17 protein-coding genes, 2 tRNA genes and 1 rRNA gene are annotated in these 14341 nt (G+C 45.9%); 12 read left to right on the top strand and 8 right to left on the bottom strand.

Annotated elements, in window-relative coordinates:
* The first annotated feature begins 20 nt into the window (after nucleotides 1-20).
* From B7L70_RS09435 to B7L70_RS09465, 7 genes are all read left to right on the top strand, one after another.
* Nucleotides 21-118 (top strand) — tRNA-Val (locus B7L70_RS09435).
* A 270-nt stretch (nucleotides 119-388) separates the two neighbouring features.
* Nucleotides 389-760 (top strand): PaREP1 family protein, encoded by a 372-nt coding sequence (locus B7L70_RS09440; protein ID WP_081227606.1) that lies wholly within the window; start codon nucleotides 389-391, stop codon nucleotides 758-760.
* Nucleotides 761-836: 76 nt separating this feature from the next.
* Nucleotides 837-1031, top strand: coding sequence for a hypothetical protein (locus B7L70_RS09445; protein WP_081227608.1), 195 nt, complete (start codon nucleotides 837-839; stop codon nucleotides 1029-1031).
* Nucleotides 1032-1059: 28 nt separating this feature from the next.
* Nucleotides 1060-1296 carry a hypothetical protein gene (locus B7L70_RS09450; RefSeq protein WP_081227610.1) on the top strand — a complete coding sequence of 79 codons (237 nt, stop codon included), beginning with the start codon at nucleotides 1060-1062 and terminating at the stop codon, nucleotides 1294-1296.
* Between the two features lie 183 nt (nucleotides 1297-1479).
* A complete protein-coding gene (locus B7L70_RS09455) occupies nucleotides 1480-1704 on the top strand; it encodes a hypothetical protein (protein ID WP_081227612.1) in 225 nt (74 codons plus the stop codon).
* Between the two features lie 86 nt (nucleotides 1705-1790).
* Nucleotides 1791-1882: transfer RNA gene (locus B7L70_RS09460), tRNA-Arg, on the top strand.
* Nucleotides 1883-2024: 142 nt separating this feature from the next.
* Nucleotides 2025-2906 carry a dihydrodipicolinate synthase family protein gene (locus tag B7L70_RS09465; RefSeq protein ID WP_081227614.1) on the top strand — a complete coding sequence of 294 codons (882 nt, stop codon included), beginning with the start codon at nucleotides 2025-2027 and terminating at the stop codon, nucleotides 2904-2906.
* On the opposite strand, the gene B7L70_RS09470 is transcribed toward B7L70_RS09465, so the two are convergent.
* A complete protein-coding gene (locus B7L70_RS09470; protein ID WP_081227616.1) occupies nucleotides 2907-4793 on the bottom strand; it encodes an aldehyde ferredoxin oxidoreductase N-terminal domain-containing protein in 1887 nt (628 codons plus the stop codon).
* Nucleotides 4794-4926: 133 nt separating this feature from the next.
* Here B7L70_RS09470 and B7L70_RS09475 point away from each other — a divergent pair, with 133 nt between their 5' ends.
* Together B7L70_RS09475 and rrf are read left to right on the top strand one after the other, a co-directional pair.
* Nucleotides 4927-5313, top strand: a complete 387-nt coding sequence (locus tag B7L70_RS09475; protein WP_081227638.1) for a CBS domain-containing protein — start codon at nucleotides 4927-4929, stop codon at nucleotides 5311-5313.
* A gap of 52 nt (nucleotides 5314-5365) precedes the next feature.
* Nucleotides 5366-5487 (top strand): 5S ribosomal RNA (rrf, locus tag B7L70_RS09480).
* Nucleotides 5488-5731: 244 nt separating this feature from the next.
* Here the strand turns inward: rrf and B7L70_RS09485 are convergent.
* From B7L70_RS09485 to B7L70_RS09510, 6 genes are all read right to left on the bottom strand, one after another.
* Nucleotides 5732-6142 (bottom strand): hypothetical protein, encoded by a 411-nt coding sequence (locus tag B7L70_RS09485; protein WP_143701612.1) that lies wholly within the window; start codon nucleotides 6140-6142, stop codon nucleotides 5732-5734.
* Nucleotides 6143-6169: 27 nt separating this feature from the next.
* Entirely contained in the window at nucleotides 6170-6766 is a 597-nt protein-coding gene (locus B7L70_RS09490; RefSeq protein ID WP_081227620.1) for a DUF998 domain-containing protein, read from the bottom strand.
* Nucleotides 6767-6799: 33 nt separating this feature from the next.
* Entirely contained in the window at nucleotides 6800-7993 is a 1194-nt protein-coding gene (locus B7L70_RS09495) for a Xaa-Pro peptidase family protein (RefSeq protein WP_081227622.1), read from the bottom strand.
* Nucleotides 7994-8029: 36 nt separating this feature from the next.
* Nucleotides 8030-8476 (bottom strand): hypothetical protein, encoded by a 447-nt coding sequence (locus B7L70_RS09500; RefSeq protein ID WP_081227624.1) that lies wholly within the window; start codon nucleotides 8474-8476, stop codon nucleotides 8030-8032.
* Between the two features lie 149 nt (nucleotides 8477-8625).
* Nucleotides 8626-9558, bottom strand: a complete 933-nt coding sequence (locus tag B7L70_RS09505; RefSeq protein ID WP_081227626.1) for a (Fe-S)-binding protein — start codon at nucleotides 9556-9558, stop codon at nucleotides 8626-8628.
* A 65-nt stretch (nucleotides 9559-9623) separates the two neighbouring features.
* Nucleotides 9624-10274 (bottom strand): hypothetical protein, encoded by a 651-nt coding sequence (locus tag B7L70_RS09510; protein WP_081227628.1) that lies wholly within the window; start codon nucleotides 10272-10274, stop codon nucleotides 9624-9626.
* Between the two features lie 113 nt (nucleotides 10275-10387).
* Between B7L70_RS09510 and B7L70_RS09515 the strand changes: the two genes are divergently transcribed.
* From B7L70_RS09515 to B7L70_RS09525, 3 genes are all read left to right on the top strand, one after another.
* Nucleotides 10388-10810: a translation initiation factor IF-2 subunit beta gene (locus B7L70_RS09515; RefSeq protein ID WP_081227630.1), complete on the top strand. Its 423-nt coding sequence runs from the start codon at nucleotides 10388-10390 to the stop codon at nucleotides 10808-10810.
* A gap of 90 nt (nucleotides 10811-10900) precedes the next feature.
* Nucleotides 10901-12541: a radical SAM protein gene (locus tag B7L70_RS09520; RefSeq protein ID WP_081227632.1), complete on the top strand. Its 1641-nt coding sequence runs from the start codon at nucleotides 10901-10903 to the stop codon at nucleotides 12539-12541.
* Between the two features lie 178 nt (nucleotides 12542-12719).
* Nucleotides 12720-13850 carry an MFS transporter gene (locus B7L70_RS09525; protein WP_081227634.1) on the top strand — a complete coding sequence of 377 codons (1131 nt, stop codon included), beginning with the start codon at nucleotides 12720-12722 and terminating at the stop codon, nucleotides 13848-13850.
* 3 nt (nucleotides 13851-13853) lie between these two features.
* On the opposite strand, the gene B7L70_RS09530 is transcribed toward B7L70_RS09525, so the two are convergent.
* Entirely contained in the window at nucleotides 13854-14282 is a 429-nt protein-coding gene (locus tag B7L70_RS09530; RefSeq protein WP_081227636.1) for a CBS domain-containing protein, read from the bottom strand.
* Nucleotides 14283-14341 lie beyond the last annotated feature (59 nt).

The raw sequence follows: 14341 nt of genomic DNA on the forward strand, positions 1-14341 counted from the left end.
GCCTATGATAATTTGACTTCGGGCCCGTAGTCTAGCCTGGTTAGGATGTCCAGGGCATAACGCCCGCATAGGCCTTACGAGCGGGAGGTCCCGGGTTCAAGTCCCGGCGGGCCCACCATGAACTTTATTTCATGTTTTTATTTTGAATTTAATATTTGAGCATTGTTTTATATCGCCATAGTGCATCCGAACTAGCCCAGCTATTAACCTAGTAAGTGATGTATGTGTTTTTGCTGCACGCTGAAATTAATTGGTGAAAATTGGCTCTTTGATAACTTCATAGTATTTATTTAGAGGAAAACAGCGGAGAGGTGAAGCAATACATGCTATGGACGACCACGCGATTAGAACAATAAATTAATAACCCCTAATCGAGAATACCTAGTGCATGGGTTTCGAACTTGCCAGGGAAATCCTTAATTACGCCAAGGAGGAATTCGAGAAGGCCATTAAACTGAACGACGTCTTCCTGTACAGGAATGCGGCAGACAAGGCGTTTTTGGCTTTAGTCATAGCGATCAACGCGTACATAAGCGCCGTAGAGGGTGTAGAACCCAGTAGCCATAGTGAGAGGAGGAGGATTTTGAGGAAGATCGGTAGGGAGGACCTTAGGGCTCTCTATAGCGACCTAATGAGTACACTGCACGAGGAGGCGTTTTATGAGGGTGTTTACCAACCTGATGAGGTTGAGTATGCGATTAGGAAGGTTGAGGAGGTAATAACGAGACTAAGGGAGGAGGTGGCTCGCTCTTCATCATAAATGGTGGGTTTTCGCTTTGGGGATCTCGGTTGTCGCAACCTAAAGCCTTATTAGTGCTTGGTTTGTTTGTGGTTTGATGGTTGAGTCTGTTGTTGCTTCTGTTGTTGATAAGGCTTTGGAGACTGTCTTGAGGAAGGTTGGTGAGGGCAAGAAGCTGTCCACGGAGGACTTGGTCGTGCTAATGCTCGGTTTGTTTCGGGAGTTGAGGAGTGAGGTGGTTGACGTGAGGAAGGAAGTGGCTGACGTAAGAAGTGAAATAACCGAGGTCTAGGAAGGAAATAGCCGACCTACGAAACGACATGAACAAGGGGTTCGATGATGCAAACAAGAGGATTGATGAGACTAATAAGAGGATTGATGCTCTCTATGATCTAATGGGTAGGAATTATGAAGCGTTGAACAATAGGATTAATGCATTAAACGACGCCTTAAGCAGGAGGATAGAGGAAACAAACAAGAGGATCGACACACTATACGACCTACTAGGAAAAATATACGAAGCACTGATAAAGGGAACAACCACACAAAGGCAATAGGGCAGGAAAACAATAATATGGACAGGAAGAAAACCACACAACAAATTAAACAATGCCTTAAGCAGCTCTTGTCCATTGCCGTCGCACAATCCTTCCCCTAGTCATAATCTAGTGTTCGTGATTTGCCGTAATATTTACTGCAGAATAGAAATGTTTAAATAGGGAGTAATCCGTTGATCATTAATGGGTAAGTTTGATCGTTTTAATGAGCTGCATGGCTTGATTAATCAGGCGATGGAGCTTGTTATGCGTGCAAGATCTGGCGAGATTGATAATAACGAGGCCTTGGACGGTATCTGGGAATTACTTGTTAGTCTTGATTATGAGTTACAGTTGATTGAACGTGAACATAGAGAATCCCTAATACACAAATTATTACTGCGCAGAATTGTACTCGTAAAGAATTAGGCAGTTAATATTTTTACGATAAAAATGGGCAACACTAAGACAAGGTAAAGATAAAGACTTAAAAGAACGTGAATTAACAAGCTATTGGCCCCGTAGCTCAGCATGGACAGAGCGGCGGCCTGCGGAGCCGTTAGGCGTAGTAAGCCGTAGGACCCGGGTTCAAGTCCCGGCGGGGCCGCTAGTTTTGTTATGGGTTAATTCTACCTTGCTGGAGATAGAATGGTATTAATAACGTGTTTGGCGGTATGGCTTTGTGTTTTATGTTTTGCATTCATGAGGGAGGTTATGTTTTTATTTTTGTTTTATCCTTGCTTTGTTGTATGGGTTTTGGTGGTGCTGTTGCTGAGGTTTTTATTCCGTTGCGTAGTGATGGTGAGATTGATGAGGGTGGTTTTGGTCCTATGCTTGATTTCTTGATTAGGCGTGGTGTTGAGGGTATCTACGTTGGTGGTTTTGGTGCTGAGGCCTTTGCTTTTACGGTTGAGGAGAGGCTTAGGGCTCTTGAGGCTATTGTTAGGTACATTGGTGATAGAGTTCCCGTAGCCTTCCTAGTTGGTGAGGTTAGCCTTAGGAGGGCTCTTGAGGTTGTTAGGGAGGCCTCAAGGATTGGTGTTGATGTTTTGGCTGTCTCGCAACCGTATCCTCAACAGTTTGGTGAGGGTGGTATTCTTGATTACGTGTGTTCCATATCCAAGGCCTTTGGTGGTGATGTCATGTTCTATAATGAACCTGCCGTCGGTAATGGCTTAAGCCCCTCCATGGTGATTAAGGTGTTGGATAAATGCCTAAACATTAAGTACTTCAAGGATAGTTCGCACGACATGATTGGGTTGCATACAATAATTTCTGCACACCCTGAGGTTGGGGTTTTGGCTGGTAGTGATGGTTTGATCTACGACATAATGATGGCTGGCGGTGTTGGTGTAGTCTCGCTGATCATAAACCCATTTCCCGAGTTAATCGTTAAGATTGTTAATGAGGTTAGGAGCGGTGATTATGCCAGTGCGAGAAAGACGCAGGAGTTCATTGTCAGGGTTAGGAGCGTGCTTAAGGCTGGTGGGTTAAGCGGTGGTTATAGGTACGCAATGTCGCTTGTGGGTATTGATATTGGTAAACCAAGACCACCCTACGAGTACCCTGACGAAAGGACTAGGGAGTTCATAAGGAGGTCATTGATTGAGCTTGGGTTAATCAAGGATTAATTATTGCTGGGTTATGTTCAGCCTCGAGTTAACGGTGGTGCTGAACCTGCGCCACCACTCAATGTATTGTTCATAATCCTCGAATGTCCATTCCCGGGACCCCACCTCCTTCGCCATCGTTGATACCAGGTCCCTAGCCCTCTCGCCTTCCCAGGGCATTGGTTGTGCATTAGCCCTTATTGAGTATTCGGCGAACTCCCTGTACAGGTCCTTGTTTGGTTGCATACCTGTGATTTCGGCATACAACTTATCAAGTACGGGCTCAGCCCAACCCCTATGGAACCTGCATAAACCTGCGTCATCAATCATAGCCTCCATGATAGCCCTATCCAATGATGATTTTGCGAAGTCCTCTGGACTCATGAATGTTGGCGTGTAGTTTGTCCAGTACCTGCCGAGCACGTACATTGGGGCTACCATGCCAGGCGCCCAGTATAGGTTTGGTGTCATGTAACCGTTACTGCCATAGGCCACATAAACCACCAAGTCCCTGAAGGATTTACCAACCTTCAAGACCCTGTCATGGAACATCTCATCGAGCTTCCTCGCAGCAATCCTAATGCCGTTTTCGGCTATGAGCTTGAGGACCTCAGTCGAGCCTTCAATAAAGCCTGCGATTAATTCACGTGCTAACTTGGCGTTCCTCCTCGAATCGATTTCCGGATTGAACTTCCTAGGATCGAATATTGGTTCGTTATCGAGACCCACCTCATTCGGTTGTAGTAACCCATTCTCTATCGCGTCGAATAACCAGGAGATTACGTGACCCATCTCTATTGCGTCAAGGCCATACTGATCTATTAAATCGACCAGCGACACCGCCTCCTCGAATATGTAGTTGCCTATGAATGGCCCCATGGCATGGAATGGTTCGTAATCCACCTTCTTACCATGCCAAACCTTCTTACAAACCACCGAGCACCCGAAGTCGCCGCAGTTATACCAGGATTTCGATTTTACGAAGACCTCGTCATTGAAGGGCTTCCAGAACAACCTGATTATCGCCTCGACATGCTTAATCCTCTCTTCCCTGGGCATGTATATTGATTTATAACCGAACAATGGTAGTAACTCACGATAGTGCGGATAGTTCACACCGAACGTGCCACCAGTACCCATACCTGGATCAAACCTATACTTAATCGTCTTCTCAGCCATAACTTGCATGAACGGCTTCTTGAACGCCTCAACCATTACCTTATTGATAAATTCCATGTCAGTCACCTTAGCATACCTAGCCCTATACGAACCACCAGCGACAATACCAACCACATTATGTCCCCTAACCATTGCCGTGCCCGGGCCACCCCTGGCAGCGAAGTCCTCTGCGCCGGGTCTGAACTCGCCCTTGGTTGGATTTACATCTATTGAGACCAAGGCGCCATTGTACGTCTTGAGTGATGCTGGACCAACAACCACGGCCCTCGCGTTGTACTTAGTGAAGAAGTCCCTGTATGTGTCGAGGAGGTATTTCGTGAATGCGTAGGCTCCCTCGTAATTGCCGTACTTAAATACGGGATTTATGTTCCTAATCTCGACACCGTCACTCGATACGAATACCACAACAGGCGATGGGGCTTTACCGATTAATACTATGGCGTCTATTCCGGAGCCCATGAACTTATATGCAGCACCGCCTAATGCAGCTACGTGGAGTGTTTTCGTCATTGGGCTCTTGAAGGTGACTACTAACCTATGAAAGCCCGGCATTTTACCCCCAACGAAGGGCCCCATGCCTATTATGAACGGAACCCTAGGGTCGAGTGGGTCTAGGTTCCATGTTTCCATATCCATTTGCAACTTTACACCCAGGCTCACCGGTCCTGGGACCTCCGCACTCTCTATATTCCAGGAATTCCTATCAAGGTCAATCTTGAGTATTCTCACGTGCGAATAAACACCTTGTAGGTATAATAGGCTTTCTTGAGTACTTGGTGAATAAGTAATACCCTTTATGAACGGGGGTTTCGAAGAAATACTTATTAACCCAGTTTACCCAGTTATACCTAGTGAACCCAGCATGAGGATCAAGGAATTAATAAGGGACGGCATCATATCCTGCAAAGCCAGTGAACCAGTATCGTGCGCCGTGGCTAAGATGTACATGAACAATGTGGGTAGCGTGCTTATAATTGATGATGATGGTAAACCCCTGGGCATATTCACAGAGAGGGATTTAGTTAGGGTTGTGGCTGAAAACCTAGGTCTCGACATACCATTGTCCAAGGTAATGAGTAGGAAAATAATCACAGCAAACACATCGGAATCAATAGTATCAGCCGCAATGAAGATGATAGAGAACAACATAAGACACCTACCAGTCATTGAGGAGGGAAGGGCAGTGGGTATGGTAAGCATTAGGGACATAGTCAGGGCATTAATGGCGGAGGAATTAGCATACCCATAACCAGAATAACGCTTAAAAACCCAGGAATAAAATCGAGATGACCAAACCAGGGTAACCCGGCCATAGGCAGGGTGGAACCACCCGGACTCGCCAGATCCCGGAAGTGAAACGCCCTGCCGCGTTGCCAAGTACTGCGGTCCGAGATGGCCGCGGGAACGGCGCGTGCCGGGACCCTGGGGTCAAAACCACACTTAATAATATTGATTTTACCTATAAGGTGGACTGTGATAATGCAGATCAAACCTTACGGTAGGCCTCAAGCATTTGTTCCACTACATGGCCTGCTAGGTTCATGAAAACCGAGAGTGGTGATCCCGTCTCTTCCACAATCATGTGTACCAAGAGCTCACTATAAAGCTGTAGTTAATGCTGCCAATTTACCGAGTACCATTGATAGTTTCCAATAATCCCCTGATTGTTAAGATGCTTTGATGATTATGCCGAATGCCGTTGCACTTAGTTGTGTTGGTAATGAGGTTAGTACCGCCACACCCACATTCTTGTTAAATAACTCAAGGGCCATTATCCCTAGTTTTACCCAGTACATATCATTATTAGAACCCTGAACGTAATTGGTCCACCAATTCTTAACAAACTCTGTACATTCCTGGTTCCTGAAGAACTCAATATTCGTGTTCGACATTACAGTACAGTAGGTCTCTGCTAAATCATTTGCTATCTCAAGTAATTCCTGGGAGTGTTGTTTCAGTATTTCCTCATCGACTTGGCTCCAGCGAAATGGGGTTGGTAATTGGCTGAATACGTGCTCAAGAAATATTTTGTAGTTTCCCTTCCTCATTTCATCTATGTAGAGGATTGTGTGGCTCATCATTCAATTTTTAATTATCAACCTCATTTAAACCCTTCTATCAATACCCACGTAATTAGATCTACCATTATGAACAGAATCCATGTACGTCATTACTAACACCCACGCATCTATAACTAATATGCCGTATGCCTCCTCGGTAGCTGCTGATGGCCATGGTATTAACAGCGCAGGTATTGGTGCTAAAACACCAAGCAATAATGAGAACAGACCCAGGCCTCTATTGCCGCCCATTAACGAGCCAATACCCCAAGCAATAAGCGCCGTATCCATTTGTACAAAGAACCACGTCGACACAAACACATGAGGTCTAGTACCTGCATGGTAAATGCCTATTAATGCTAAGAAGAGCCCTGCTACGAACACGAACGCCGATGCAAAACTCTCAACCTTATTCCTGGAGTTTAGGAGTAGGTTTATTGAGTATAAATCAACGAATACTGAGGTGATTATGAGACCGTAATTGTATATCCAGGGATCAACGGCATGCGGACCCCCTAGATCACTGAATGCGTTTTTCGTAAAGACGAACCATGGATTGACACTAATACTTATTGCAATGACGACCCAAGCCAACACAGCTGCCATAATCCCTGAGTACCTAACGAATTCTCTCCAAATCATCAATTAGTATAGTCTCTATTCCTTAAAATAACTTTACACCTCCACTATCAATGACTCGGTATCCCTTGGATAGTACGTGATTATTTCAATACCATCATCTCTGATTACCACAGTGTCCGAATGCCTAAACCCACCTAACCTGGGTACATATATGCCGGGTTCCACCGTAATAACCATTCCTGGCCTGAGCACTGTATCATCACCAACATCCAGAAACGGAGCCTCATGCGCCTCCAAACCGAGACCATGCCCACTGTGGTGAAGTAGGTAATCATAAACGCCCAACTCCCTGGCCGCCTTAATAACAGCCTTATCTACCTCGGATGCCTTAATCCCAGGTCTTAGTGTGTTTAGGGCGGTTTCCTGGAGTTTAAGTGCGATTTCGTGGTATTTAATTACATCGTTTGTTGGGCGACCAACGAACAAATTTCTCTCGAGTTCAGCCATGTAGCCCGAAACATCTGCGGTGGCCCCTGTCACTAGTACATCACCGGCTCTAATCGACCTCTCAATACTTATTGAGTGTGGGTAGGCGCCATGCTCGCCAACCTGTCCCCTAAACCCAGCATAGGCTGGGTATTCCGACCTAAGTGGTTTATAATTAGGCCCCAGGGCTTTTTTCATCATTATTGATGCGTCTAGGGATGCCCTTAGTGAGATTTCATAATCGTAGAGGCCAGGTGCCGTGTAGTCCTGAAGTAACGAGTGTGCTAGATTGGCCCATTTAGCACTCTCCCTAAGCAACTCTATTTCCACCTCGGACTTTATGATCCTCATTGAGTATATATCGTCAGCCACATTAACAAACTTGGTATTAGGAAGCAGTTCGGTGAGATTTGGTCCCCTATAACCCCAATGGCTTACGTAGCCTGGCGTTGAGTCGTAACCTACAACTGCGTTGTCCAGGTGTAATTCCCTGAACCACTCCGCAAAAAGTCTCATTGGGTGAGTCTCGCCTGGATAATCCCTATAGATGTACGTCTTACTTATTAACTGGGTCTGGCTTATTACATGGTCCCTCTCCAACAATGGGCCGAAAAAGTATACCTCACCGTTTTTGTGTATTACAATAGCAGCAGGTCTCTCGGTCTGTAAGTAGTGAAGACCTACGGAATACGCCATATTAATCGGGTTCACGAGATACACGGCATCTAATCCCCTCTCCCTCATCACTCTATGTAGTCCATCAAGTCTTCTCTCAAATTCCCTCATTGGTATTTCATGCATAGTAATTACTCCATTAAGGTCAATTTTAAAACTACCCTAACCAAAGAGGTTAACCTCAGGTACGTTCTCTACGGTTGCCTTCTCACCGAGTACATCATTACTTATCTCTATTACGTACTTAAGTCTCGCAGTATAAACAACGTTGCTTCCCTCCTCACCTGTAGGTGTTAGTGGTATTTCACCGCTCACCCTGGCATAACCCTTCTCCTCGTTACCCTTCATTAGCTTCCACACCATGCTAACACTGTACTTACCGCCCACATCCTTAACATCCCAGGTCCTCTCACCAGGTGTTAGGCCGTAATCTGTTGAGAAGGACTTCACCAACTGCATGAAGTTCGTCCCAGAATCATCCAGCGGTACTGTTAAGCCAGCCTCCCTGGGCCACCTCTCAAGCCTCTTTTTCCTAGCTTCCTCATTTGCTGTCTTACTAATTTTTATTGGCACTTCGAGATCCCTCTCGTAGACTGGTACGAAACTCATACCTACTACGTAACTAGGGACTGGAATAAAAATGCTTCCCTAGTTACGGATCGATGAATTTCGCCGTCAGATAACACCTTACTCATCATCACTCATGGCAGCCATCGTATCATCACTCAACAACCTTAAACCCACTCTAAATTTAAATGCTACTCGGCCTCGATGACCTCGTTAATATCCATTATCTTCACGACGCCCTCCGCGTTCCTGCCTAGGTTTGCTAGGCATATAGGGCATACCGTGATCACGTTTTTCGAGAGCTTCGACAGATTCTGGATCCTTATCTTGGCTATTTCCCTCGACAGCTCTGGGCTTAGTGATTCCAGAGGCCCTCCACAGCACGTTGCCGTGTCAATACCCGTTATTAATGGATCCTCAATATGCCTCAAACCCGCATTGTCTAATATCGCCCTGTACACATCGTATTTGCCCAGGTACCTCGCGTATAGGCAGGAGTCGTGGATCACGACCTCACCATTAAATTTGGGCTTGAACTTGGCATTCTTGAGCAGGTCTAGGTAGTTAACGACCTCAAAATTTAGTTTAAAGTACTTCGGCGCCACATTGGTTAACACGTTATGTGTATGGGGATCTATTGTTATGACCTTCTTGACACCGTACTTCTCGAAGATTCTCAACACCCTATCCTCAAAGTACTCCCTGAAGTACTCCTCAGCACCCAATTCATGAAGTAGGGCACCGCTGTATGGTTCATCCTCATAGAGGTAGCCAAAGTTTACCCCAGCCCTTTGTAGGGACCTCGCTATGCTCATCATTATGTTGTTGGCCCTATCGATATCTGCCTTGTTTGGCTTGATTACGAAGCTTGCGAACCTGGAGAGTACACTGGCTAGGCTCATTAGTGGTGTGCTTTGTAGCTTCTCAATCCATGGGACTAGTTGGTTTATCATTGGTGCCATTTGGTAGAGGCATGAGGTGTATATTATCGTGTCACCACCCTTGGGTATACCCAATTCCCTAGCCCATTCTGTGCAGTTGGATTTGTCCATTGGTATTGGTAAACCATTGGCATCAAGGCTTTTTCTCATTATGTCTATCAACGACTTAATCCAACTCTCCATTAACTAATTGCGGGCGTGCCTTCCTATTTAAAGATTGTTTATTACAGATTTGGTGCATCAACTATTTACTTTTTCACGTAGAAGTTAACCCTGGACTTGCTTATTACAGCATCAATACTACAATCACACTTCAAAAGAACCTTTGTTAAACCTAGAATATACCCCCTGGTGAAAGGCAGTCCGGCATCTAGGTCAAAGGGTTCGGTTAGTGATAGACTTGCGACATAACCACCCTTCTCATTATTTAATTTCACATCCTCGGCGCTCCTAGCTAGATTCATAACCACAAGCATTTCAACCGCTGTCTCGAAGATTCTCGCCGGATCTGTGATCGCTGGTATTATGTACTTTGTCCTAAGCATCGTACTCGCCATGGATACTCCCATCTCATAACCGAGCTTATTTAAGAAGGAATGAAGTTCACCACCACTCTGCACCATGTAGATTAATATGCTCCTGAGTATCTCCCTATCAAAGCCCACCAGCTCCATTGGCGCCTCATGGCTCGCCCAAACATCGTGAACCCCATTTATACCCCTCAACCTCTCAATCGCATTTATCGGCAGAGAATCGCTGAGCCTCATCGCAATAACCCTCTCGCTCTCCGATGGTATTGAGACGAAAACCCACTCAATGCTTGCATGATCCTTAATTACGCCAGTTATCTCGTGAAGCATCCCCCGCCTATTCGCAGCCCTAATCACAAGCAGTGTCATTAATGGTTTAGTGAAGTTAGGAACTTTAAACCCGACTAATCGTGTTCACGAACATTCCCAGCACCACAATAGGGTAAGAACTTATTAATACCTAGTTACAAAGCTGTGCTGCGATGCCAGGTAATGAGTATGATGAGTTGTACATGAAGTTGTTGGATAAGGCATATGCGGTAATAATGCCGAAGGTAGAGAGGAGGCGAGAGCTTCCAAGGCTTAGTATTCAAGTTCAGCCTAAGAAGACCATAATACAGAACTTCAGGGACATTGCACAAAGGCTTAATAGGGATCCGACCCACATAGCCAGGTTCTTCCTTAAGGAGTTAGCCCTGCCCGGCAGTATTGATGGTAATGCTCTCGTCCTCTACGCCGAGAGGAGTCCTAGGACCCTCGAAGCAGTCTATGAGAGGTACATAAAATTCTACGTTGAGTGCCCGGTCTGTCATTCAGTCGATACCTACCTGGAGAGGGAGGGTAGGATATACGTCCTGGTGTGCACGGCTTGTGGGGCGAGGACGCCTCGTAAGGGTATTAGCTGATTCAATTTCTAATTTAAAGTTTGTGGGGTTAACAATTGATGTTCTTAGGGAAAGGGTTTTTATTTACTACAAGGCATTACTGAAATCAATATGCCAACTGGTGGATACCCAATAGTTCTCACGGGCGAGATAGCCACCATGTCCGACACCCACGGGTCCTCCGTCGTAGGCTTCGCAAGCGCAATACCCGAGAACTACTTCAGGGATTGGGTAGCCAGGAGGTTCTTTAGGGTTAAGAGCGATAGTGAGGGTAGGGTTTTGAGGGCTCCCTATGGCCTAGCTAAGGTGGAGGCTGCATTATTAGCCCATGGCTACACGAGGAATGATGTAATAATAGCGGATCCATACAAGCTAGATAGGGTTATTGGGCCTAATACGAGGATAGTGGGCATCTACGTGATGGACCCACTGGGGCTCAGCTTCGGCTCCGGCATTGTTTACTGGATCCTGAAACTGGCTGATTTACCATATAGGGGATTACCCTATATAGCAAAATCATTCCTACAGGTCATTGAGAACCCGGCAATTAGGAAACATAGGAATCACGTAAGGATTGTTGTTGGTGGACCGGCGGGTTGGCAGATAGTGGATACGGGTAAACAGAGGGAGTTGGGCATCGATGTTGTTTACGAGGGTGAGTTCGAGGAGGATGGACCATTGCTGTTTGATAAGATTATGAAGGGGGAACCCGTGCCCGAGAGGGTTGTTGCCCATAGACCCGTTCCGTTAGATGTCGTACCGACGATTGTGACGCCATCCATAGGAGGTATGGTTGAGGTTACCAGGGGCTGTGGGAGGGGCTGCCAATTCTGCACGCCAACGTTGAGCGGCATGATTAGGTCATTCCCATTCGAGGGGCATATCGATAGGGAGATTAAACTCAACATAGAGGTTGGGGGCTTTAAGGAAATAACGATGCACAGTGACGAGTTCTTTAGATATGGCGCCAAGGGTATTGAACCAAACCCAGACAAGGTACTCGACCTGACAGAGAAGGCTTACAAGCTCGTTAAGTCCTATGGTGATGATTATGAGGTGACCACAGACTTCACCACAGCAGCTGTCGTTAAGTATGCGCCGAAGCTTGTTAAGGAGGTCTCCGAGTACATGAATGAGGGTGGTACGTGGCACTTCATAGAGATGGGTATAGAGACCGGTTCACCAAGGCTTTTGAAATTATTAATGGCTGGTAAGGCGTTGCCCTATAGGCCCGAGCAGTACCCTGACGTGGTTGAGGAAGCCATAGGAATATTGAATGATAATTACTGGGTTGTGGTTGGCACGATGATACTAAACCTACCGGGTGAAACTGATGATGATGTAGTAAGGAGCTTGGAGCTCCTGGACAGGCTCAAGAGACTTAGGGTCCTCACATTCCCACTACCCTTCATACCAATGGGCGCACTTAGGAGGAGGGACTTCACGATACTGGACAGGATGCTTGAGGATCCGCTCAGGCTCGAGTTCATACTAAAGGCGTTGATAAAGTCCTTTGAGGAGGCGAAGGCCTTTAGTTATTTAATAACTAGGAAGGTGGAGAATTTCGTTGTTAAGAGGCTCATTAGGTACATAGCCGTGAGCAGCTTCAACCTAGTCCTGAAGAGGTATAAGGAAAAGCTTGGCTCATTGGTTGAGCAATACGGTGAGTTTAGGGAGAGGGTTAGGGAGGACATTAATAGGGCTGTTATATCGCTAAAAATCGATAAGGACGATGAGGCGGGCATTCATTAAAAATAATCCTTACTAATAATTATCAATTAAGTCATCCATAGAACCTTAACACGTTAATCAACTAAATTAGAGACTTGCTCACGAAGTATCAAACCGCAGGGTCTAACAACCCCCTTCTCTTTATCTTGGCTGGTGATAGTTAAAAACCTTGATAAAGGGGTTTCACAAACTAATTCATGTGGGGGTTGCAGGAAGGCCTGTTGAGGAGTCTGACGCCCTGGTAATCAAGAAAGCCTACTATGTACTAGGTATTAGTATTGCTGGTCTATCGCTAATACTACTTAACTGGTTGGATGCCTCAGCAACGATGTTTGACCTAATGAATATAAAGAGGATAATTCTTGGCGCCATGTATTACATGGTACCCATGGCGACGGCACTCGCGGGCTTCACCGTAACCCAACTACCCGCCACATTCCTCCTAAACAGGGTTGGCAATAGGATGCCCATGTTCCTAGGCCTAGTATTGAACGGCCTATCCCTCATATTCTCAACAACGAGTAGCTACCACACAGCCCTATTCCTGAGATTCCTGGCTGGCATGGGCCTAGGTCTCTACCTAGCCCCGTCATTACTACTTACGTTGGGTTGGTGGAGCGTTAGGGGTTTAACCAGGTGGATCCAGGTGGCATACCTATCATCAATTACAGTGCTGTTTGCAATATCCACGGCGATGATCACGTACATAACGAAGACCACGGTGCTTTACCTGGGTGTGGCGTCAATAGTGCTCTCGATGATTGTTCTTTTCACGATGAAGGATGTCGTGATAATAAAGAGCGCGTCAATAATGGCTGTGATGAATAATCCAGATGTCTTGATGCTAGCAATAGCCTTCTCAGTACCCTGGGGGGTATACCTAGGGTTAATACCATTAACTATGCATGCGGACGGCACAGCCAGCACCGTGGCGTTGACGGCATCATTAGTATTAACACCGCTATTGTATAAGTACAGGCACGCCGTGAGGGTTGAGAGGCGAAAGATACTATTTTACGCAACCGCCATATTGGGCGGACTGATGGCTTTAATGGGCATCGCCCCACCGAATTACGTATTGGTTGCCGTGGGCTTTGTATTTACCGTTGTATTGCTCTCAATCCTGTACATAATCAATAACCTAGTTAGCCCAATACTCATTGTCCAGTCAACAAGCTACCTACTCACAGTATCCTCAATAATAGGCTCAATAATCATGGTAGTAATGGGATACGCGATACAATACCTAGGTACACTTGGTTGGATAACTATTGGAATTTTGATAGTGATTTCATCGCTCATTTACAGGATTTTGAAAATCACGCTCTAACCCCTACTCCCTAACCTTTGGATAACGGTCCAACCTGGCAATCTCCCTAACCGCATCCAAATCCCCAAGCAAATCCCTAATCGAGATCACACCAACCACGGCATCATTCTCATCAACAACAACCACATGCCTAACCCTATACTCAACCATCAATGAGGCGACAGTACCAACAGAATCATCAACCCTAGCCCTAACAACCCTAGGTCCTATAGTGCCGACCTTACCCACGGGAGTATCCAGGGGCAACCTCCTTGACAAAGCCCTAATCACGTCACGCTCAGTAATTATACCACGCAATTTCATGGAACCCAAATCCTCAACCACAACCACCGAGCCCGTATTCTCCTTAGCCATCAAATCCACAGCCTCAATGAAGGGCCTATCCTCGGTAATAACCAGGGGCTTCCTCTTAACAAGATCCACAGCCCTCATACAACCACCGCATAAACAACTAAATTAACTAATTAATAAATTTTATTACATAAGACATA

The sequence above is a fragment of the Vulcanisaeta sp. EB80 genome (assembly GCF_002078205.2).

Excerpts from the sequence above, each read along its gene's own strand:
- B7L70_RS09510 (WP_081227628.1), bottom strand. The coding sequence starts at position 10,274 with ATGACACTGCTTGTGATTAGGGCTGCGAATAGGCGGGGGATGCTTCAC.
- B7L70_RS09485 (WP_143701612.1), bottom strand. The coding sequence starts at position 6,142 with ATGAGCCACACAATCCTCTACATAGATGAAATGAGGAAGGGAAACTAC.
- B7L70_RS09450 (WP_081227610.1), top strand. The coding sequence starts at position 1,060 with ATGAACAAGGGGTTCGATGATGCAAACAAGAGGATTGATGAGACTAAT.
- B7L70_RS09495 (WP_081227622.1), bottom strand. The coding sequence starts at position 7,993 with ATGCATGAAATACCAATGAGGGAATTTGAGAGAAGACTTGATGGACTA.
- B7L70_RS09515 (WP_081227630.1), top strand. The coding sequence starts at position 10,388 with ATGCCAGGTAATGAGTATGATGAGTTGTACATGAAGTTGTTGGATAAG.
- B7L70_RS09505 (WP_081227626.1), bottom strand. The coding sequence starts at position 9,558 with ATGGAGAGTTGGATTAAGTCGTTGATAGACATAATGAGAAAAAGCCTT.
- B7L70_RS09475 (WP_081227638.1), top strand. The coding sequence starts at position 4,927 with ATGAGGATCAAGGAATTAATAAGGGACGGCATCATATCCTGCAAAGCC.
- B7L70_RS09530 (WP_081227636.1), bottom strand. The coding sequence starts at position 14,282 with ATGAGGGCTGTGGATCTTGTTAAGAGGAAGCCCCTGGTTATTACCGAG.
- B7L70_RS09455 (WP_081227612.1), top strand. The coding sequence starts at position 1,480 with ATGGGTAAGTTTGATCGTTTTAATGAGCTGCATGGCTTGATTAATCAG.
- B7L70_RS09500 (WP_081227624.1), bottom strand. The coding sequence starts at position 8,476 with ATGAGTTTCGTACCAGTCTACGAGAGGGATCTCGAAGTGCCAATAAAA.
- B7L70_RS09490 (WP_081227620.1), bottom strand. The coding sequence starts at position 6,766 with ATGATTTGGAGAGAATTCGTTAGGTACTCAGGGATTATGGCAGCTGTG.
- B7L70_RS09445 (WP_081227608.1), top strand. The coding sequence starts at position 837 with ATGGTTGAGTCTGTTGTTGCTTCTGTTGTTGATAAGGCTTTGGAGACT.
- B7L70_RS09440 (WP_081227606.1), top strand. The coding sequence starts at position 389 with ATGGGTTTCGAACTTGCCAGGGAAATCCTTAATTACGCCAAGGAGGAA.
- B7L70_RS09465 (WP_081227614.1), top strand. The coding sequence starts at position 2,025 with ATGGGTTTTGGTGGTGCTGTTGCTGAGGTTTTTATTCCGTTGCGTAGT.
- B7L70_RS09520 (WP_081227632.1), top strand. The coding sequence starts at position 10,901 with ATGCCAACTGGTGGATACCCAATAGTTCTCACGGGCGAGATAGCCACC.